The sequence below is a fragment of the Ramlibacter sp. genome, from assembly GCF_036676645.1.
In the GTDB taxonomy this organism is placed as follows: domain Bacteria; phylum Pseudomonadota; class Gammaproteobacteria; order Burkholderiales; family Burkholderiaceae_C; genus Ramlibacter.
In genome coordinates this window covers 62823-82710 of record NZ_JAKFCM010000016.1, presented here as the reverse complement: position 1 = coordinate 82710, position 19888 = coordinate 62823, and the positions used below count along the sequence as shown (strand labels likewise).

General features: G+C 69.1%; 20 protein-coding genes. 1 reads left to right on the top strand and 19 read right to left on the bottom strand.

Features of this window, described 5'->3' with window-relative positions:
• Positions 1-25: 25 nt before the first annotated feature.
• The 17 genes from hisB to V6M57_RS02505 all read right to left on the bottom strand — a co-directional run bounded on the left by hisB (position 26) and on the right by V6M57_RS02505 (position 18124).
• On the bottom strand, positions 26-622 hold the full coding sequence (hisB, locus tag V6M57_RS02585) for an imidazoleglycerol-phosphate dehydratase HisB (protein ID WP_332813412.1): 597 nt from the start codon (positions 620-622) through the stop codon (positions 26-28).
• Entirely contained in the window at positions 619-1701 is a 1083-nt protein-coding gene (gene hisC, locus V6M57_RS02580; RefSeq protein WP_332813411.1) for a histidinol-phosphate transaminase, read from the bottom strand. The genes hisB and hisC overlap by 4 nt, the downstream gene beginning before the upstream one ends.
• Complete coding sequence (gene hisD / locus V6M57_RS02575) at positions 1698-3020, bottom strand: histidinol dehydrogenase (RefSeq protein ID WP_332813410.1); 1323 nt, start codon at positions 3018-3020, stop codon at positions 1698-1700. The genes hisC and hisD overlap by 4 nt, the downstream gene beginning before the upstream one ends.
• On the bottom strand, positions 3017-3664 hold the full coding sequence (gene hisG / locus V6M57_RS02570) for an ATP phosphoribosyltransferase (RefSeq protein ID WP_332813409.1): 648 nt from the start codon (positions 3662-3664) through the stop codon (positions 3017-3019). The genes hisD and hisG overlap by 4 nt, the downstream gene beginning before the upstream one ends.
• Positions 3661-4929: a UDP-N-acetylglucosamine 1-carboxyvinyltransferase gene (gene murA, locus V6M57_RS02565; protein ID WP_332813408.1), complete on the bottom strand. Its 1269-nt coding sequence runs from the start codon at positions 4927-4929 to the stop codon at positions 3661-3663. Before murA ends, hisG begins: the two co-directional genes overlap by 4 nt.
• 1 nt (position 4930) lies before the next feature.
• Complete coding sequence (locus V6M57_RS02560; RefSeq protein ID WP_332813407.1) at positions 4931-5179, bottom strand: BolA family protein; 249 nt, start codon at positions 5177-5179, stop codon at positions 4931-4933.
• 5 nt (positions 5180-5184) lie between these two features.
• Positions 5185-5922 carry an ABC transporter permease gene (locus V6M57_RS02555; protein ID WP_332813542.1) on the bottom strand — a complete coding sequence of 246 codons (738 nt, stop codon included), beginning with the start codon at positions 5920-5922 and terminating at the stop codon, positions 5185-5187.
• A gap of 83 nt (positions 5923-6005) precedes the next feature.
• Positions 6006-6926: an ABC transporter ATP-binding protein gene (locus V6M57_RS02550; protein WP_332813406.1), complete on the bottom strand. Its 921-nt coding sequence runs from the start codon at positions 6924-6926 to the stop codon at positions 6006-6008.
• 61 nt (positions 6927-6987) lie between these two features.
• A complete protein-coding gene (locus V6M57_RS02545) occupies positions 6988-7266 on the bottom strand; it encodes an STAS domain-containing protein (RefSeq protein ID WP_332813405.1) in 279 nt (92 codons plus the stop codon).
• A gap of 2 nt (positions 7267-7268) precedes the next feature.
• The gene (locus V6M57_RS02540; RefSeq protein ID WP_332813404.1) at positions 7269-7913 is read right to left on the bottom strand and encodes an MlaC/ttg2D family ABC transporter substrate-binding protein; all 645 of its coding nucleotides are present in this window, start codon (positions 7911-7913) and stop codon (positions 7269-7271) included.
• Positions 7914-8021: 108 nt separating this feature from the next.
• Complete coding sequence (locus tag V6M57_RS02535; protein WP_442968769.1) at positions 8022-8891, bottom strand: MlaA family lipoprotein; 870 nt, start codon at positions 8889-8891, stop codon at positions 8022-8024.
• Entirely contained in the window at positions 8888-9373 is a 486-nt protein-coding gene (gene mlaD / locus V6M57_RS02530; RefSeq protein WP_332813403.1) for an outer membrane lipid asymmetry maintenance protein MlaD, read from the bottom strand. The genes V6M57_RS02535 and mlaD overlap by 4 nt, the downstream gene beginning before the upstream one ends.
• 10 nt (positions 9374-9383) lie before the next feature.
• The gene (mlaE, locus tag V6M57_RS02525; RefSeq protein WP_332813402.1) at positions 9384-10166 is read right to left on the bottom strand and encodes a lipid asymmetry maintenance ABC transporter permease subunit MlaE; all 783 of its coding nucleotides are present in this window, start codon (positions 10164-10166) and stop codon (positions 9384-9386) included.
• Positions 10163-10981, bottom strand: a complete 819-nt coding sequence (locus V6M57_RS02520; RefSeq protein ID WP_332813401.1) for an ABC transporter ATP-binding protein — start codon at positions 10979-10981, stop codon at positions 10163-10165. Before V6M57_RS02520 ends, mlaE begins: the two co-directional genes overlap by 4 nt.
• 88 nt (positions 10982-11069) lie before the next feature.
• Positions 11070-12536 (bottom strand): glutamate synthase subunit beta, encoded by a 1467-nt coding sequence (locus V6M57_RS02515; RefSeq protein WP_332813400.1) that lies wholly within the window; start codon positions 12534-12536, stop codon positions 11070-11072.
• 23 nt (positions 12537-12559) lie between these two features.
• The gene (locus tag V6M57_RS02510) at positions 12560-17290 is read right to left on the bottom strand and encodes a glutamate synthase-related protein (protein ID WP_332813399.1); all 4731 of its coding nucleotides are present in this window, start codon (positions 17288-17290) and stop codon (positions 12560-12562) included.
• A 96-nt stretch (positions 17291-17386) separates the two neighbouring features.
• Positions 17387-18124 (bottom strand): transposase, encoded by a 738-nt coding sequence (locus tag V6M57_RS02505; protein WP_332813398.1) that lies wholly within the window; start codon positions 18122-18124, stop codon positions 17387-17389.
• A gap of 171 nt (positions 18125-18295) precedes the next feature.
• On the opposite strand from V6M57_RS02505, the gene V6M57_RS02500 reads away from it, so the two are divergent.
• Positions 18296-18478 carry a hypothetical protein gene (locus tag V6M57_RS02500; protein WP_332813397.1) on the top strand — a complete coding sequence of 61 codons (183 nt, stop codon included), beginning with the start codon at positions 18296-18298 and terminating at the stop codon, positions 18476-18478.
• On the opposite strand, the gene V6M57_RS02495 is transcribed toward V6M57_RS02500, so the two are convergent.
• Both V6M57_RS02495 and V6M57_RS02490 read right to left on the bottom strand, forming a co-directional pair.
• Positions 18475-19323: a class I SAM-dependent methyltransferase gene (locus V6M57_RS02495; protein ID WP_332813396.1), complete on the bottom strand. Its 849-nt coding sequence runs from the start codon at positions 19321-19323 to the stop codon at positions 18475-18477. The two genes, V6M57_RS02500 and V6M57_RS02495, sit on opposite strands and share 4 nt — an antisense overlap.
• Positions 19320-19877, bottom strand: a complete 558-nt coding sequence (locus V6M57_RS02490; RefSeq protein ID WP_332813395.1) for a DUF1415 domain-containing protein — start codon at positions 19875-19877, stop codon at positions 19320-19322. The genes V6M57_RS02495 and V6M57_RS02490 overlap by 4 nt, the downstream gene beginning before the upstream one ends.
• Positions 19878-19888 lie beyond the last annotated feature (11 nt).

Below are 19888 nucleotides of genomic sequence, written 5' to 3'. Positions count from 1 at the left end.
GACGCCCGGCTGCCCGGGCAGGAAATTACAGTGCGCCTTTGGTGGAGGGGATGGTGCCGGCCGCGCGGGGATCGAATTCCACCGCGGCGCGCAGTGCCCGGGCAAAGGCCTTGAACACGGTCTCGCACTGGTGGTGCGCGTTCTGGCCGCGCAGGTTGTCGATGTGCAGCGTCACGAAGGCGTGGTTGGCGAAGCCCTGGAAGAACTCGTGCGCCAGCTGGCTGTCGAAGGTGCCGATCATGGCGCTGCGGAACGGCACGTCCATGACCAGGCCGGGGCGGCCGGAAAAATCGATCACCACGCGCGACAGCGCCTCGTCCAGCGGCACGTAGGCGTGGCCGTAGCGGCGGATGCCCTTCTTGTCGCCTACGGCCTTGGCAACGGCCTGCCCGAGGCTGATGCCCACGTCCTCCACCGTGTGGTGGCCGTCGATGTGCAGGTCGCCCTCGGCCTGGACGTCCAGGTCGATCAGGCCGTGGCGGGCGATCTGGTCGAGCATGTGGTCGAAGAACCCGATGCCGGTGGCCAGGCGTGCCTGGCCACTGCCGTCGAGGTTGACGCGCACGCGGATGCGCGTCTCGGCGGTGTTGCGGGTGATCTCGGCGATGCGGTCGGTACTCATAGACTGGCCTGCAGGGCCTCCAGCATCTGCGCGTTCTCCTCGGCGGTGCCGACGGTCAGGCGCAGGCAGTTGGCCAGCAAGGGATGCATTGTAGAAACGTTCTTGACGAGCACGCCGCGGGCCTTCATGGCCTGGAAGGTGCGGCCGGCGTCGGGCACGCGCACCAGGATCATGTTGGCATCGCTGTGCCAGGCCTTCAGCGGCGCCAGCGCGGCCAGCCGTTGCAGCAGGCGGTCGCGCTCGCGCCGGATGTCGGCGGCCTGCTGCGCGAACACCTCCGCGTGCTCCAGCGCGAACAGTGCCGCCTCGCAGTTGAGCACGCTCACGTTGTAGGGCGGCCGGACCTTGTCGATCTCGGCCACCAGCGCCTGCGGGCCGATCAGGTAGCCGATGCGCACGCCAGCCAGCCCGAACTTGCTCAGGGTGCGCATCAGCAGCACGTGCGGGTGGTGGGGCAGCCGGTCGAGGTAGCTGCGGCTCGCAAAGGGCTGGTAGGCCTCGTCGATCACCACCAGGCCGGGCGCAGCCTGCACGATGCGCTCGATCGCCGCGTCGTTCCACAGGTTGGCGGTCGGGTTGTTGGGGTAGGCCAGGTACACGATGGAGGGCCGGTGCCGTTCGATGGCGGCCAGCATGGCGGCCTCGTCCAGCTCGAAGTCGGGCGTCAGGTCCACCGGGATGAACTTCAGGCCCTGCAGCTGCGCGCTCATCGCGTACATCACGAAGCCGGGGACCGGCGCCAGGATGGAGGCGCCGGGCACGTCGCAGGCCATGGCCAGCAAGGAGATCAGCTCGTCCGAGCCGTTGCCCAGCATCAGGCCGAAGCCCTGCGGCGCCCGGGCGTGCCGGGCCAGCGCATCCCGCAACACCCCGATGCGGTCGGCCGGGTAGCGGTTGAGCGCCACCGCCCCGAGCCGCTCGCCGAGCGCGCGCTGCAGCTGCGGGGGCAGCCGGTGCGGGTTCTCCATGGCGTCGAGCTTGACCAGCCCTGCGGACGGCTGGACGGCGTAGGCATGCATGCCCTGCACGTCCTGGCGGATCAGGCGGGCGAGCCGTGGCGGCAGCGGGGATGTCGTCATGGCTTGAGCCTCATCTCGGCGGCACGCGCATGGGCCTGCAGGCCCTCGCCGTGCGCCAGTTCGGACGCGATGCGCCCGAGCCGCTGCGCGCCCGCTTCGCTGACCTCGATCAGGCTGCTGCGCTTCTGGAAATCGAACACGCCCAGCGGGCTGGAAAAACGCGCCGTGCCGCTGGTGGGCAGCACGTGGTTGGGGCCGGCGCAGTAGTCACCCAGGCTTTCGCTGGTGAAGGCGCCCAGGAAGATCGCGCCGGCGTGGCGCAGCAGTGGCTCCCAGCGATGCGGCTCGCGGCTGGCGATCTCCAGGTGCTCCGGGGCGATCCGGTTGCTGATGTCGCAGGCCTGCGCCATGTCGCGGGTGTGGATCAGCGCGCCACGGCCATTGAGCGACCGGGCGATGATGTCCCGGCGCGGCATCTGCGGCAGCAGGCGATCGATCTGGGCCTGCACCTCGTCGATGTAGGCCGCATCGGGGCACAGCAGGATGCTCTGGGCCAGCTCGTCGTGCTCGGCCTGCGAGAACAGGTCCATGGCCACCCAGTCGGCCGGCGTGCTGCCGTCGGCCAGCACCAGGATCTCGCTGGGGCCGGCGATCATGTCGATGCCGACCTGCCCGAACACGCGACGCTTGGCGCTGGCGACGTAGGCGTTGCCCGGGCCCGTGATCTTGTCCACCCGCGGCACCGTGGCGGTGCCCCAGGCCAGCGCGCCGATCGCCTGTGCGCCGCCGATGGTGAAGACGCGGGTGACGCCGGCCACGTGCGCGGCCGCCAGCACCAGCGGGTTCTTCCCGCCGCGCGGCGTCGGCACCACCATGACGATCTCGCCCACGCCGGCGACATGGGCCGGGATGGCGTTCATCAGCACCGAGGACGGATAGGCGGCCTTGCCGCCCGGCACGTAGATGCCGACCCGGTCCAGCGGCGTGACCTTTTGCCCGAGCAGCGTGCCGTCGGGCTCGCGGTAGCTCCAGCTCTCGCCGCCGGCGCGCTTCTGCGCCTCGTGGTAGCTGCGGATGCGTGCCGCTGCCGCCTCCAGCGCCTGGCGACGCGGCGCGGGCAGCGAATCGAACGCGGCCTTCAGTTCGGCGGGCGACAGCTGCAGCGCCGCCACGCTGTCGGCCTGCAGGTCGTCGAAGCGGCGCGTGAACTCCAGCACCGCCTCGTCGCCGCGGCGGCGGACGGCCTCGAGGATGCTCGCGACGGCCTGCTCGACCTGCGAATCGGTCTCGTCCGACCAATGCAGGCGGGCCTGGAAGGCGGCTTCGAAACCGGCATCGGCGGTGGACAGGCGCAAGGGGCGGGCGGTGGGGTCGGTCATGCGGCGGCCGGCTCCGTGGCGCGGCGGAAAACGGCGATCAGGTCCCGGATGGGAGCCTGCTTGAGCTTGAGGGCGGCCTGGTTCACCACCAGCCGGGCGCTGATGTCCATGATGCGCTCGACCTCGACCAGCTTGTTGGCCTTGAGCGTGCCGCCGGTGGACACCAGGTCCACGATGGCGTCGGCCAGCCCGGTGAGCGGCGCCAGCTCCATGCTGCCGTACAGCTTGATCAGGTCCACGTGCACGCCCTTGGCGGCGAAGAAGTCGCGTGCAATGGACACGTACTTGGTGGCCACGCGCAGCCGCGAGCCCTGCCGCACGGCGTGGGCATAGTCGAAGTCGGCGCGCACCGCCACGCTGACGCGGCAGCGGGCGATGCCCAGGTCCAGCGGCTGGTACAGGCCCTGGTCGCCGTGCTCGATCAGGGTGTCCAGCCCGGTCACGCCGAGGTCGGCGCCGCCGTATTGCACGTAGGTCGGCACGTCGGTGGCCCGCACCAGGACCACGCGCAGCCCGTCGCGGTTGGTCGGCAGGATCAGCTTGCGGGACTTCTCCGGGTCCTCCAGCACCTGGATGCCGGCCGCCTGCAGCAGCGGCAGCGTCTCGTCGAAGATGCGGCCCTTGGACAGTGCGAGGGTGATCATGCGTGCAGCCTCTCGATGTCGGCGCCCAGGGCGCGCAGCTTGTCTTCCATCCGGTCGTAGCCGCGGTCCAGGTGGTAGATGCGGTCGACCAGGGTCTCGCCTTCGGCCACCAGCCCGGCGATCACCAGGCTGGCCGAGGCGCGCAGGTCGGTCGCCATCACGGTGGCGCCGGACAGCCGAGGCACGCCCTCGACCAGCGCCACCTTGCCGTCGACCTGGATCCTTGCGCCCAGCCGCACCAGCTCGTTGACGTGCATGAAGCGGTTCTCGAAGATGGTCTCGGTCACGTGCGAGGCGCCTTCGGCGATGGCGTTCAGGACCATGAACTGCGCCTGCATGTCGGTGGGAAAGCCCGGGTACTCGGTGGTGCGGAAGGCCTGCGCCTTCAGCCGCCCCTTGCAGCGGATGCGGATGCCCTCTTGCACCGCGCCGATCTCGGCGCCGGCCTGGCGCAGCTTCTCGATCACCGCCTCCAGGTGGTCGGCGCGGCCGTGCCGCAGCAGCACCTCGCCGCCGGTGGCGGCCACGGCGCACAGGAAGGTGCCGGCCTCGATGCGGTCGGCCACCACCCGGTGCGTGCCGCCCGAAAGCCGCGGCACGCCCTCGACGCGGATGCGGCGTGTGCCGTGGCCTTCGATCTTCGCGCCCATGGCGATCAGCATCTCGGCCAGGTCGCCGACCTCCGGCTCCTGCGCCGCGTTCTCCAGCACGGTCTCCCCCTCGGCCAGCGACGCGGCCATCAGGAAGTTCTCGGTGCCGGTCACCGTCACCATGTCGGTGGTGATGCTGGCGCCGTGCAGGCGCTCGCGCCCCTTGGGCAGCTTCGCGATGATGTAGCCGTGCTCGACCACGATCTCGGCACCCATCTGCCGCAGGCCCTTGATGTGCTGGTCGACGGGGCGCGAGCCGATCGCACAGCCGCCCGGCAGCGACACCGTGGCTTCGCCGAAGCGGGCCAGCAGCGGGCCGAGGGCCAGCACCGAGGCGCGCATGGTCTTGACCAGCTCGTAGGGCGCCTCCGGCGAGCTCAGCCCGCGCGAGTCGATGCGCACCCGGTCTTCGTCCGCCCGCTCGGCGTCCACGCCCATGTTGCGGATCAGCTTGAGCATGGTGGCCACGTCCTGCAGGCGCGGCACGTTCTCCAGCGTGACCGGCTCATCGGTGAGGAGCGCCGCGCACAGCTCGGGCAGGGCCGCGTTCTTGGCGCCCGAGATGCGCACTTCGCCGCGCAGGGGCCGGCCGCCGCGGATCAGCAGCTTGTCCATCTCAGTCCGGCTCGCGGCGCTCGGCCCATTCGGCCGGCGTCAGGGTGGTCATGGACAGGGCGTGCACCTCGTCCGACTCCATCTTGCCGCCCAGGGCGGCGTACACCCGCTGGTGCCGCTGCACCGGGCGCTTGCCCTCGAATTCGGCCGAGACGATCAGCGCGGCCCAGTGGCGGCCGTCGCCCTCGACTTCGAGGTGTTGGCAGGGCAGCCCGGAGGCGATGAGGGAATGCAGGTCGTCGGCGGTCATGGCGGTCATCCTCGGATCTTGTAGCCGATGCGCAGCAGGTGCACGGCAACGGCGCTGACGGCCAGCATGGCACTGCCCACGATGGCCAGGCTCAGCCAGGGCGAGACGTCGCTGACGCCGAAGAACCCGTAGCGGAAGCCGTCGATCATGTAGAAGAAGGGGTTGAGGCGGCTCACCGCCTGCCAGAACGGCGGCAGCGAGTGGATGGAATAGAACACGCCGGACAGGAAGGTCATCGGCATGATGAGGAAATTCTGGAAGGCGGCCATCTGGTCGAACTTCTCGGCCCACAGCCCGGCGATCAGCCCCAGCGCACCCAGCATGCCGGCGCCCAGCAGCCCGAAGACGACGATCCACAGCGGCGCCACGAAGCTGGGCCGCGCGAACGAGACGGTGACCAGCAGGACGCCCATGCCGACCGCCAGGCCGCGGACGATCGAGGAGCCCACGTAGGCCACGAACCAGCTCCAGTGCGACAGCGGCGTGAGCAGCACGAACACCAGGTTGCCCATGATCTTGCTCTGGATCAGCGACGAGGAGCTGTTGGCGAAGGCGTTCTGCAGCACGCTCATCATCACCAGCCCCGGCACCAGGAAGTCGGTGTAGGCGATGCGGTCGTACACCTTGACCCGTCCCTCGAGCACGTGGCCGAAGATCAGCAGGTACAGCATGGCCGTGAGGATCGGCGCCGCCACCGTCTGGAAGCCCACCTTCCAGAAGCGCAGGATCTCCTTGTACAGCAGGGTCTGCCAGCCGCCCGGCGCAGCCGCGGGGTGGCTGCCGCGCTGGGCGGCGCGCTGGGCTCCCTCGGGTGGACGGCCCGTGCTCACGCCGCCACCTGTTCGCCCCGAGCCGCCATCACATCGAGGAACACGTCCTCCAGGTCGGCCTTGCGGATCTCCACGTCTTCCACCCGCAGGCCGGCGCGGCGGATGGCGGCGAGGTGCTCCTCGATCTCGTTGGCGTCGCGCGCCGGCAGCTGCACGATGCGGCCGGTGACGCGCGCCTTCTGCGCGAACGCCGCCGGCAGCGCGCTGTCCACCTTGAAGCGCAGCACGTTGCTGGAGGCGGACCGCAGCAGGTCGCTGGTGCGCTCCAGGGCCACCACCCGCCCGGCCTTGAGCATCGCGATGCGGCCGCACAGGGCTTCGGCTTCCTCCAGGTAGTGCGTGGTCAGCAGCACGGTGTGGCCCTGCCGGTTCAGGCGGGCGATGAACTGCCACAGGGTCTGGCGCAGCTCCACGTCGACGCCGGCGGTGGGCTCGTCCAGCACGATCACCGGCGGCTTGTGCACCAGCGCCTGGGCCACCAGCACGCGCCGCTTCATGCCGCCCGAGAGCTGGCGCATGTTGGCGCCCGCCTTGTCGGCCAGCCCCAGGCTGTCCAGCAGCTCGCCGATCCAGGCATCGTTGTTGCGCAGGCCGAAGTAGCCGGACTGGATGCGCAGCGCCTCGCGCACCGTGAAGAAGGGATCGAACACCAGCTCCTGCGGCACGATCCCCAGCTGCCGCCGCGCCTGTGCGTAGTCGGACTGCACGTCGAACCCCCGCACCGAGACGCGGCCGGAGCTGGCGCGCGCCAGCCCCGCCAGGATGCTGATCAGCGTGGTCTTGCCGGCGCCGTTGGGGCCGAGCAGGCCGAAGAACTCGCCCTCCTCGATGTCGAAACCGACCCCGTGCAGGGCGGTGAAGCTGCCGCGCGGCAATGCGAAGGTCTTGCTGACGGACTGGAAGGAGATCGCGGGCATGGGAAGCCCGCCATTTTAGGCGGTGGACCCCGGCGGCGCTGGCGCGGGGAGCGATGCCCCGCTATCCGGATGCCGGCGGCGCCAGCAACTCCGCCACGCCGTACACGCCGGCGAGTTCCTGCAGCCGGGCCGGCATGTGGGCCACCCCGAACTGCTTGCCGAGCGCCAGCGCCTCGCGCCGGCATTCCAGCAGCACGGCCAGCGCCGAGGAATCGAACTGCAGCAGGGCCGAGGCGTCGGCCACCACCTGCTGCTGCGGCTCGGCACGCAAGGCTTGCGCCAGCATGCGCGAGCAGGCCGGCGCATGCGCCTGGGTCAGCTCGGCGGGCAGGACCAGCATCTTCAGCTCTTGCCCGGCGCGGCGTTGGCCTTGTTGCGCGCGGCCAGCGCGGTGATCAGGCCGTCGATGCCGTTGGCGTTGACCTCCTGGGCGAACTGGCTGCGGTAGGTATCCACCAGCCACACGCCCAGCACGTTCAGGTTGTAGATCTTCCAGCCGGCGCCTTCGCCGGGCGTCTTCTCCATCCGGTATTCCAGCTGGATCGGGTCGCCGCGCCCGCGGACTTCGCTGCGCACCACCACCTCCTTGTCGTCGGGCGAGGCACGCAGCGGCTTGACACTGATGGTCTGGTCGTTCACCTGCGAGAGCGCACCCGAATAGGTGCGAATGAGCAGCTGCTTGAACTCCTCCTGCAAGCGCTGGCGCTGCTGCGGCGTGGCCTGGCGCCAGGCGGGGCCCACCGCCGAGGCCGTCATGCGCCGGAAGTTCACGTTCGGCATGATCTTGCTGTCGACCAGCGCCATGATCTTGTCGATGTCGCCGGCCTGGATCGACTTGTCCGCCCTGATCGCGGCCAGCGTTTCCTCCGACAGCCGCTTGATCATCGCATCGGGCGCCTCGTCGGCGGCGCGCACCAGCGGCGCCCCGAGCAGGCTGGTCGCCACCAGCGCCGCAGCGGCGCGGCCAAGGGAACGTCTGTTCATCATCCGAAATCCTTTCGTGGGCGGGCGGCGGGCGCCCGCGGTCCGGGATTGGAACCGGACTGCGAGGACCGGGTTCCGGCGCCCTGCCTGCACATGAAACAGCCTGCAACTCTAACGGCTGGGCGGTGCCGCCGGCGCCGCGGGTGCGGCCGGCGCAGCGGGTGCGGCCGGCGCAGCGGGTGCGGCCGGCGCAGCGGGTGCGGTGCCGCCCTCGCCCTCGCCCTCGTCTTCGTACTCGTAGTCGTCGTCTCCGCCGCCGCCGCCGCCGCGGCCCGTGCGGCCGGATTCGATCAGGGATCGGCGCCGCTGCAGGTAGGCATCGCGCGTGAAGCTGTACTTGTCCAGCGCGGCGCCCTCCAGCACGTCGCCCACGCGCAGCAGGTTGGCGCGGACGTCCACCGCGCGCAGCACGTAGAGCGAATTGCGCGTGCCGGCGGGATCGATCTCGCGCACCAGGTCGCCCTGGTAGTCCACCGGCAGCGCCAGCGTGTCGCGCAGCGTCGACGGCCCGAGCAACGGCAGCACCACGTAGGGTCCCGCGGGCACGCCCCAGTGGCCCAGCGTCTTGCCGAAGTCCTCGCGGTGGCGCTCGATGTTGGCTTCGCTGGCGATGTCCAGGATGCCGCCCAGGCCGAACACCGTGTTGACCGAGAAGCGCATCGCGTTCTCGGCGGCATCCCGCACCTTCAGCTGCAACGCGCTGTTGACCGCCGACCACGCGTCACCCAGGTTGCCGAAGAAATTGGCGACGCCGGTGCGCACCAGCGGCGGGACGTTCTCGCGGTAGAAGGTGGCGCTGGGCTTGAGCACCACCGCGTCCACGCCTTCGTTGAACTTGCTGACCTCGCGGTTGAACGGCTCGAACGGGTCCTGCGGATTGGCCCGCGGTCCCGATGCGCAGCCCTGCAGCGCCAGCAGCGCGGCCAGGGCAGCCCCCGCCAGCGCCTGCCGACGCCATGGCGAAAGCATCATGCGGCTCATTTTTTCGTGTTCCCCCCTGCGGGCTGCGCCTCGGCTGCCTTGTTGTACAGGAATTGCCCGATCAGGTTCTCCAGCACCACGGCCGACTGCGTGCTGGAGATGGTATCGCCGGCGACCAGCGCATTCTCCTCGGCGCCCGCCTCGATGCCGATGTACTGCTCACCCAGCAGGCCGCTGGTCAGGATCTTCAGCGAGCTGTCCTTGGGAAACTGGTAGCGGCTCTCCAGGGCCAGTGTCACGCGTGCCTGGAAGCTCTGGTCGTCGAAGGTGATCGAGTCGACCCGGCCGACCACCACGCCGGCGCTCCTGACCGCCGCCTGCGGCTTGAGCCCGCCGATGTTGTCGAACTTCGCGACCACGGCATAGGTGGGCTGGAAGCTCAGGCCCAGCAGGTTGGCCGACTGCAGGGCCAGAAACAGGATGGCGGCCGCGCCCAGCAGCACGAACAGCCCCACCCAGACGTCGTTCCTCGACTTTTCCATGGTCGTTTTCCTAAATGCTGAACATCATCGTCGTGAGCACGAAGTCCAGGCCCAGCACCGACAGCGAGCCCAGGACCACCGTGCGCGTGGTGGCCCGGGACACGCCGTCGGGCGTGGGGCGCGCCTCGAAACCCTGGAGCAGCGCGATGAAGGTGACCGTGATGCCGAACACGACGCTCTTGATCACGCCGTTGCCGACGTCGGCCCAGACGTCCACGCCGCCCTGCATCTGGCTCCAGAACGCGCCGGGATCCACGCCGATCAGCAGCACGCCGACGACATAGCCACCGATGACGCCGACGGCGCTGAACACCGCTGCCAGCAGCGGCATCGCGATGATGCCGGCCAGGAAGCGCGGCGCCAGGATGCGGCGCATCGGGTCCACCGCCATCATCTCCATGGCCGACAGCTGCTCGCCCGCCTTCATCAGGCCGATCTCGGCCGTCAGCGAGGTCCCGGCGCGGCCGGCGAACAGCAGCGCGGTGACCACGGGCCCCAGCTCGCGCACCAGCGACAGCGCCACCAGCAGGCCCAGCGCCTCGGACGAGCCATAGCGCTGCAGCGTGTAGTAGCCCTGCAGCCCCAGCACGAAGCCGACGAACAGGCCGGAGACGGTGATGATGGCCAGCGAGTAGTTGCCCAGGAAGTGGATCTGGTCGCGCACCAGCCCGAAGCGGCGCAGCCCGGGCCCCGACAGGGCGACCAGGCGCAGGAACAGCCGCGCGCCCAGCCCCAGGTCGGCCAGCAGGCCGCGCGTGGCGCGCCCGACGTCGGAAGGCCCCCACCCGCTCACGAACCCAGTCCCCCGCCGAAGTCCTGGGCCACGGTGGGCCCGGGGTAGTGGAAGTGCACGGGCCCCTCGGGCCGCGCCTGCACGAACTGGGACACCAGCGGGTCCTGCGAGGCGCGCACCTCCGCCGGCGTGCCCTGGGCCGCCACGCGGCCGTTGGCCAGGATGATCACCTGGTCGGCGATGCGGAAGGTCTCGTCCAGGTCGTGCGACACCACGATGCTGGTGATCCCGAGCGTGTCGTTCAGGCGCCGGATCAACTGTGCCGCCGTGCCCAGCGAGATCGGGTCCAGGCCGGCGAAGGGTTCGTCGTACATGACCAGGTCCGGATCCAGCGCGATGGCGCGCGCCAGCGCGACCCGTCGGGCCATCCCGCCGGACAGGTTGGCCGGCATCAGGTCGCGCGCGCCGCGCAGGCCGACCGCATTGAGCTTCATCAGCACGATGTCGCGAATCAGCGTCTCGGGCAGGTCGGTGTGCTCGCGCAGCGGGAAGGCGACGTTGTCGAACACCGACATGTCGGTGAACAGCGCGCCGAACTGGAACAGCATGCCCATGCGCCGGCGGATCGCATACAGCCCGTCGCGGCCGAGGTCGCCGACCTCCTTGCCGTCGAAGCGCAGGCTGCCGGTCTGGCCGCGGACCTGCCCCCCGATCAGGCGCAGCACGGTGGTCTTGCCACCGCCGGAGGCGCCCATCATGGCCGTCACCTTGCCGCGCGGGACGGTGAAGCTCAGGCCGTCGAGGATGCGGCGCTCGCCGTAGCCGAAGCCCAGCTCCCGGCATTGGACGATGGCGCTGTCATCCGTCTGGGACATGAAATGGAAAAGCCGGGACGCGCCCGGCTGCTGGTGGCGGAGGGCCGATGATAGCGGCGTCCCTTCCCCCGGGCCGGCGGACCGCCGCTCAGCGCGGCAGGTCGGAAAATCCCATCAGGAACTCGTCGACCGCCCGGGCCGCCTGCCGGCCCTCACGGATCGCCCAGACCACCAGCGACTGGCCGCGCCGCATGTCGCCGGCGGCGAACACCTTGGGCGCGTTGGTGGCGTAGCCGCCGCGGATATCCGTGCTCGCCCGGGCATTGCCGCGGGCGTCCCGGTCCACGCCGAATGCATCGAGCACGGTGGCCACCGGAGCGGTGAAGCCCATGGCGAGCAGCACCAGGTCGGCCTTCAGCGTCTGCTCGGTGCCCGGCACCTCGGCCATCTTGCCGTCCTTCCAGGCCACGCGCACGGTCTTCAGGCCCGTGACCTTGCCCTTCTCGCCCACGAATTCCTTGGTCCCGATGGCGAACTCGCGCTCGCAGCCCTCCTCGTGGCTGGAGCTGGTGCGCAGCTTGTAGGGCCAGTAGGGCCAGGTCAGCTCCTTGTTCTCCTGCGCGGGCGGCTGCGGCATCAGCTCGAACTGCACCACGCTGGCCGCCCCGTGCCGGTTGCTGGTGCCCACGCAGTCGCTGCCGGTGTCGCCGCCGCCGATCACGATCACGTGCTTGCCGTCCGCGCGGATCTGGCCCTTGACCTTGTCGCCCGCGTTGACCTTGTTCTGCTGCGGCAGGAATTCCATCGCGAAGTGGATGCCGCCCAGCTCGCGGCCCGGCACCGGCAGGTCGCGCGACTGTTCGGCGCCGCCGCACAGCAGCACTGCGTCGAACGCCTCGAGCAGCTGCTCGGGCATCACGGTCTGCTTGGCCCAGTTGGTGATCCGGGAGCCTTCGGGCAGCTTGCCGACCATGACGCCGGTGCGGAAGGTGACGCCTTCAGCCGCCATCTGCTCGACCCGGCGGTCGATGTGGCGCTTCTCCAGCTTGAAGTCGGGGATGCCGTAGCGCAGCAGGCCGCCGATGCGGTCGTTCTTCTCGAACAGCGTCACGTCGTGGCCGGCCCGCGCCAGCTGCTGCGACGCCGCCATCCCCGCCGGACCCGAGCCGACCACCGCCACCTTCCTGCCGGTCTTGACCCTGGCAATCCGCGGTTTCACCCAGCCGTTTTCCCAGGCCCGGTCGATGATCGCGTGCTCGATGGACTTGATGCCGACCGGGTCGTCGTTCACGTTCAGGGTGCAGGCCGCCTCGCAGGGTGCCGGGCAGATGCGGCCGGTGAACTCCGGGAAGTTGTTGGTGGAGTCCAGCACCGCGAAGGCGTTGGCCCAGTCGCGCCGGTACACCAGGTCGTTGAAGTCGGGGATGATGTTGTTGACCGGACAGCCCGAACTGCAAAAGGGCGTGCCGCAGTCCATGCAGCGCGCGCCCTGCACCCGGGCCTGCTCGTCGTCCAGGCCGATGACGAATTCGCGGTGGTGCTTCACGCGTTCGGAAACGGGGCGATAGCCCTCCTCGATGCGTTCGTACTCCATGAACCCCGTGACTTTTCCCATCGCTTGTCGTCCTCCTCGCGGCCCTACTTGGCGGGCGCCGGTTCGTGCTGCACCGCCACGTGCGCGTTGTTGCCGGTGCTGGCTTCCTCGACTTCGCGCTCGTGCATCTCGGCCAGCGCGCGCTTGTATTCGTTGGGGAACACCTTGACGAACTTCTGCCGCGCGGCCGACCAGCTGTCCAGCAGCTCGCGCGCGCGCTTGCTGCCCGTCCAGCGGTTGTGGTCCTCCAGCAGCTTCTTGAGCAGCATCTCGTCGGTCTGGTCGCGGTGCAACCGGCTGCGCCCCAGGACCTTCTGCTCGGCGCCGCTGCCCACCGGCTCCAGCGACACCATGGCGGTGTTGCAGCGGCTGGCGAACTGGCCGTCCTCGTCGTAGACGTAGGCGATGCCGCCCGACATGCCGGCCGCGAAATTGCGCCCGGTGCGGCCCAGCACCACCACCGTGCCGCCGGTCATGTACTCGCAGCCGTGGTCGCCGGTGCCCTCCACCACGGCGGTGGCTCCGGACAGGCGCACCGCGAAGCGCTCGCCCGCCACCCCGGCGAAGAAGGCCTCGCCGGTGGTGGCACCGTACAGCGCGGTGTTGCCGATGATGATGTTGCGGGTGGCGTCGCCGCGGAAGTCGATGCTCGGGCGCACCACGATGCGGCCGCCGGACAGGCCCTTGCCGGTGTAGTCGTTGGCGTCGCCGATCAGGTACAGCGTGATGCCGCGGGCCAGGAAGGCGCCGAACGACTGCCCGCCCGTGCCTTCCAGCTGGATGCGGATGCTGTCGTCGGGCAGGCCTTCCGGATGGACCTGGGTGAGCGCGCCCGACAGCATGGCGCCCACCGAGCGGTTGACGTTGCGCGCCACCTCGATGAACTGCACTTTCTCGCCGTGCTCGATCGCCGGCCTGCAGCGCTCGATCAGGATGCGGTCCAGGCTCTTGTGCAGGCCATGGTCCTGCGCCTCGACCTGGTAGCGCGCCACTTCCGCCGGGACCTGCGGCTGCGCGAACAGGCGGCTGAAGTCCAGCCCGCGGGCCTTCCAGTGCTCGATGCCCTTGCGCATGTCCAGCAGGTCCGATCGGCCGATCAGGTCGTCGAACTTGCGGATGCCCAGTTGCGCCATGATCTGGCGCACTTCCTCGGCGACGAAGAAGAAGTAGTTGACGACGTGCTCGGGCTTGCCGGAGAACTTCTTGCGCAGCACCGGGTCCTGGGTGGCCACGCCCGTGGGACAGGTGTTCAGGTGGCACTTGCGCATCATGATGCAGCCCTCCACCACCAGCGGCGCGGTGGCGAAGCCGAATTCGTCGGCGCCCAGCAGCGCGCCGATCGCGACGTCGCGGCCGGTCTTCATCTGGCCGTCGGCCTGCACCCGGATGCGGCCGCGCAGCCGATTGAGTACCAGCGTCTGCTGGGTTTCGGCCAGGCCGATCTCCCAGGGCGAGCCGGCGTGCTTGATCGAGGACCAGGGCGAGGCGCCGGTGCCGCCGTCGTGGCCGGCGATCACCACGTGGTCGGCCTTGCACTTGGCCACGCCGGCGGCGATGGTGCCGACACCGACCTCGGACACCAGCTTGACGCTGATCGACGCATGCGAGGCCACGTTCTTCAGGTCGTGGATCAGCTGTGCCAGGTCCTCGATCGAATAGATGTCGTGGTGCGGCGGCGGCGAGATCAGGCCGACGCCCGGCACCGAGTAGCGCAGCTTGCCGATGTACCGGGAGACCTTGCCGCCGGGCAGCTGGCCGCCTTCGCCCGGCTTGGCGCCCTGGGCCATCTTGATCTGGATCTGGTCGGCCGACGCCAGGTATTCCGCCGTCACGCCGAAGCGGCCCGAAGCCACCTGCTTGATGCGCGAGCGCAGCGAATCGCCGTCGGCCAGCGGCAGGTCGACCTCGACCACGTCCTTGCCGATGATCTCGGCCACGGTCTGGCCGGCCTTGATCGGGATGCCCTTGCGCTCTTGCCGGTAGCGCGCGGGGTCCTCGCCGCCCTCGCCGGTGTTGCTCTTGCCGCCGATGCGGTTCATGGCGATCGCCAGCGTGGTGTGCGCCTCGGTCGAAATGGACCCGAGCGACATGGCGCCGGTGGCGAAGCGCTTGACGATCTCCTTCGCAGGCTCGACCTCGTCGACCGGGATCGCCCGCGACGGATCGACCTTGAACTCGAACAGGCCGCGCAGCGTCATGTGGCGGCGGCTCTGGTCGTTGATCAGCTGCGCGTATTCCTTGTAGGTGCTCCAGTTGTTGGCGCGCGACGCGTGCTGCAGCTTGGCGATGGCGTCGGGCGTCCACATGTGCTCCTCGCCCCGGGTGCGCCACGCGTACTCGCCGCCGGCGTCGAGCATGCTGGCCAGGACCACGTCGCCACCGAAGGCGGCCTTGTGCATGCGGATCGCCTCCTCGGCGATCTCGAACACGCCGATGCCGGCGACCCGGCTGGCGGTGCCGGTGAAATACTTCTCCACCGTGTCGCCGTTCAGGCCGATGGCCTCGAACAGCTGGGCGCCGCAGTAGCTCATGTACGTGCTCACGCCCATCTTGGACATGATCTTGGCCAGGCCCTTGCCGATCGCCTTGACGTAGTTGTAGATCGCCTTGTCGGCGCTCAGGTCGCCCGGGAAATCCTTGTGGATGGCAACCAGCGTCTCCATCGCCAGGTAGGGGTGGACAGCCTCGGCCCCGTAACCCGCCAGCACCGCGAAGTGGTGCACCTCGCGGGCGGATCCGGTCTCCACCACCAGTCCGGCGGTGGTGCGCAAGCCCTCGCGCACCAGGTGCTGGTGGATGCACGACAGCGCCAGCAGCGCCGGAATGGCGACCTTCTCGGGGCCGACGCCGCGGTCGCTGATGATCAGGATGTTCTTGCCGCTGCGGATGGCGTCCACCGCTTCCGCGTTGAGCGAAGCGAGCTTGGCCTCCACGCCCTCGCTGCCCCAGGCCAGCGGATAGGTGATGTCCAGCGTGTAGCTGCGGAACTTGCCCTGGGTGCTGGCCTCGATGGCGCGCAGCTTGCCCATGTCCTCGTAGTCGAGGATCGGCTGGCCCACTTCCAGGCGCAGCGGCGGGTTCACCTGGTTGATGTCCAGCAGGTTCGGCTTCGGCCCGATGAAGGACACCAGCGACATCACGATCGCCTCGCGGATCGGGTCGATCGGCGGGTTGGTCACCTGGGCGAACAGCTGCTTGAAGTAGTTGTACAGCGGCTTGTTGCGATCGGACAGCACGGCCAGCGGGCTGTCGTTGCCCATGGAGCCGATGCCCTCCTCGCCCGCCTGCGCCATCGGCGACATCAGGAACTTGATGTCTTCCTGGGTGTAGCCGAAGGCCTGCTGCCGGTCGAGCAGGCCGGTCGGCTCGGACACCGGGATGTCGATGGCCCTGGGCGGCACGTCATCGAGCTTGATGCGCAGGTTCTCGATCCACTGCTTGTAGGGCTTGGCGTTCGCGAGGGTGGCCTTCAGCTCCTCGTCGTCGATCATGCGGCCCTGCTCCAGGTCGATCAGGAACATCTTGCCCGGCTGCAGGCGCCACTTGCGCACGATGCGGTTCTCGGGCACGGGCAGCACGCCCGTCTCGGAGGCCATGATCACCAGGTCGTCGTCGGTGACGCAGTAGCGGGACGGCCGCAGGCCGTTGCGGTCGAGCGTGGCGCCGATCTGGCGGCCGTCGGTGAACACGATGGAGGCCGGCCCATCCCAGGGCTCCAGCATCGCCGCGTGGTACTCGTAGAAGGCCTTGCGCCGCTCGTCCATCAGCGTGTGCTGCTCCCACGGCTCGGGGATCATCATCATCACCGCCTGGGCCAGCGGGTAGCCGGCCATGGTGAGCAGTTCCAGGCAGTTGTCGAAGGTGGCGGTGTCCGACTGCGTCGGGAAGCTGATCGGATACAGCTTCTTCAAGTCGGCGCCCAGCACCGGGGAGGACATCACGCCTTCGCGTGCCCGCATCCAGTTGTAGTTGCCCTTGACCGTGTTGATCTCGCCGTTGTGGGCCACGTAGCGGTAAGGGTGCGCCAGCGGCCACTCGGGAAAGGTGTTGGTGGAAAAGCGCTGGTGCACCAGCGCCAGTGCGGACACGCAGCGTTCATCGTTCAGGTCCAGGTAGTAGGTTCCCACCTGCCCGGCCAGCAGCAGGCCCTTGTAGACCACGGTGCGGCTGGACATCGAGGGGACGTAGTACTCCTTGGAGTGCTTGAGGCGCAGGCTCTGGATGGCGGCGCTGGCGGTCTTGCGGATCACGTACAGCTTGCGCTCCAGCGCATCCTGCACGATCACGTCGTTGCCGCGGCCGATGAAGACTTGCCGCAGGACCGGCTCCTTGGCCTTGACGGCCGGCGACATGGGCATGTCGCGGTCCACCGGCACGTCGCGCCAGCCCAGCAGCACCTGGCCCTCGGCCTTGATGGCGCGCTCCAGTTCCTGCTCGCAGGCCAGGCGCGAGGCGTGCTCCTTGGGCAGGAAGACCATCCCGACGCCGTATTCCCCGGGCGGCGGCAGTTCCACTCCCTGCTGCGCCATTTCGTCCCGATAGAGCGCATCCGGCAACTGGATCAGCACGCCAGCACCATCACCCATCAGTTTGTCAGCACCCACTGCGCCCCGATGGTCCAGGTTCTGCAGGATCTTCAGCCCCTGGGTGATGATGGAGTGGCTCTTCTCGCCCTTGATGTGGGCCACGAAGCCGACGCCGCACGCGTCGTGCTCGTGCGCGGCCGAGTACAGGCCGTGCTCTTGCAGGTGGGAAATCTCGGCAGCCGTCGCCATGGCTTGCCCTCCGGTTCGTCTCAGGGTCTGCCAGCATAGTGCAGCGCAGCACGGCTGCCAAGAAAAATAATCGGGGTCAGATACAGATTAATTTGATCATTCAGGCGGTTCTTGATTAATCGGGGACATATCAAGTCGACTTGCGTCCGGGTGCTTGAACGGGCGGCCGGCCGCCAACGGGGCGATCCGGCGCGGGCTGCGCCGTTGGAGGTCTGCCAGGTAGGCGGGGTCCCCCAGGGCCCAACCCCGGTGGGTGGAATCCGCCAGCGCCTGCTGCACATCGCGGGCAAGCCCGGCGGCGATGAGGTCGGCATAGGCGTGCTCGCGCGCGAACGGGGTGTTCCCCAGTTCCCAATACAGGGGGTGAGGCGTCACCAGGCGATCGGGAGCGATCCCCGCGTAGTGCCTGAAGCTGGACCAGGCATAGGCGCCCGGGTCGGTCACCATCCCCGCCCGCACCGGGTTGAGGTCGATATAGACCATGCAGGCGAGCAGGTAGCGCTCGGCCTGAACCAGCGTCGAGCGGTAGCGCCCCTCCCAGAGGGTCCCGGTGCGGCCGTAGCGCCCATTGAAGTAGCGCACGTACCGGCGACCGACCGCCTGCATCATCCCCGGCAGGCCCTTGTCCGTCTCCGGCGTGGCCAGCACGTGGAAGTGGTTGCCCATCAGCACGTAGCTGTGGATGGCGACCCTGGATTCGCGCGAGTACTGCTCCAGCAGATCGAGCAGGAAGCGGTAATCGGCCTCCCCGCCGAAGATCGGCTGGCGATTGTTGCCACGCTGGATCAGATGGTGCGGATAACCGGGAACCGTCAATCGCGGAAGTCGTGCCATATTCTTGATTGAAGAAAGAATTGGGTTCTGACCCCGATTATGGCCGCCAGCCAGCCTGAAAATGCGTATCTGACCCCAATTATCCGGAAGATGACGGCGCCGTGAGGACTGGGCCGACAGCGCGACAGGCCACCGGCGGCCAAGAATGCGCCTTGCCGCCGGAGGTGCCCCATGCCGTTTGCTGTCTACATGATCGGGTTCCTGCTGTTCATGGCCATCGTGGTCTGGGCGGCGGTGGTGGTGGGGGTGCCACAGCTGTACATCACCATCGCAGCGCTGGTGCTGCTGGTGATCGGGGGCCTGGTAGGACTGGTACGTTCCCGGTCCAGGCCGCGCCGGCGAGGCCCCTTCTAGAGCGGCGCCAGGCCCGGGAAGCGCACCGGCTCGAGCTCCTGCAATCCGAACTCCGCCAGCAGGGCCCGCAGCCGCTCGGCGGCACTGCGCTTCCTCTGCCCGGTGCGGCGCGCCAGGATCAGTTCGTTCTTCAGGCTGTGCTCCCAGCCGACCAGTTCCGTCACCGTGACCTGGTAGCCGTTGGCCTCCAGGTACAGGCAGCGCAGGACGTTGGTCAGCTGGCCGCCGACCTCGCGGGTGTGCAGCGGATGCCGCCACAGCTCCGCCAGGGGGGTGCGCGAGAGCGACAGTGCCTTGTTGCGGCGCAGCTGGCCGGCCACCTCGGCCTGGCAGCAGGGCACCAGCGCCATGGCGCGCGCCTGCTTGCGCAGCCCGAATGCGATCGCGTCGTCGGTCGCGGTATCGCAGGCATGCAGGGCGGTGACCAGGTCGATGCGTTCCGGCAGGCCCTGCTCGCTGGCCGCTTCGGCGGCGCTGATGTTGAGGAAGGCCATGCGATCGAATCCCAGTCGGGCCGCCAGCTCGCGCGAACGTGCGACCAGCTCCGGACGGGTCTCGATCCCGAACACCGTCCCCTTGCCCATCGGCTTGAGCGAGAGGTCGTACAGGATGAAGCCCAGGTAGGACTTGCCGGCGCCATGGTCGGCGATGCTGGGGCCGTGGTCGGACGCAGGCAGTTCCGCCAGCAGCTGGTCGATGAACTGGTGCAGGTGGTACACCTGCTTGAGCTTGCGCCGCGAATCCTGGTTGAGCCGGCCCTCGCGGGTGAGGATGTGCAGCTCCTTGAGCAGTTCGGTCGACTGCCCCGGGCGGATGTCCGGTTCGCGTGCCGCCGCGGCCATCATGAGCGGCCCACTCCCAGCGCCTGCCAGCCTTGCGGTCCCAGGCGCTCCAGCGTGCGGATGTTCGCTTCGTAGATCGCCTGCGCCTGCGGGAAAGCCGCCACGGCGCGGTCGATGCTCGCTTCGCGCAACAGGTGCAGGGTCGGCCAGGGTGACCGGTTGCTGTGGTTCGCCACGTCGTCCTCGTCCGCACCCGCAAAGACGAACCGGGGATGGAAGCTCGCGAGCTGCAAGACGCCTTCCAGCCCCTGGCGGGCGAGCCGCCGCTCGCCGGCCCGCACCAGTTCGTTGAACAGCAGGAAGTCGTCGAATCCGGCCGGCACCACGAGCAGCGTCGTGTCCCGCTCGCCGGCGGGCCGCGCCACCAGCGCATCGGCCTCGCGTTCCAGGTCGGTCAGCACCGGCGCGAAATCGGCGGCGCCGCTCGCCACGAAATGCACCTGCCGCTTTGCGTGCACCGCCTTCGCAAAGGGACACAGGTTCAGCCCGATCACCGCGCGCTCGAGCCAGCGGCGCGTGTCCTCGATCACCTGTGCGGGAGTGGGTGCCTGGGGCATGGGGGACGCGA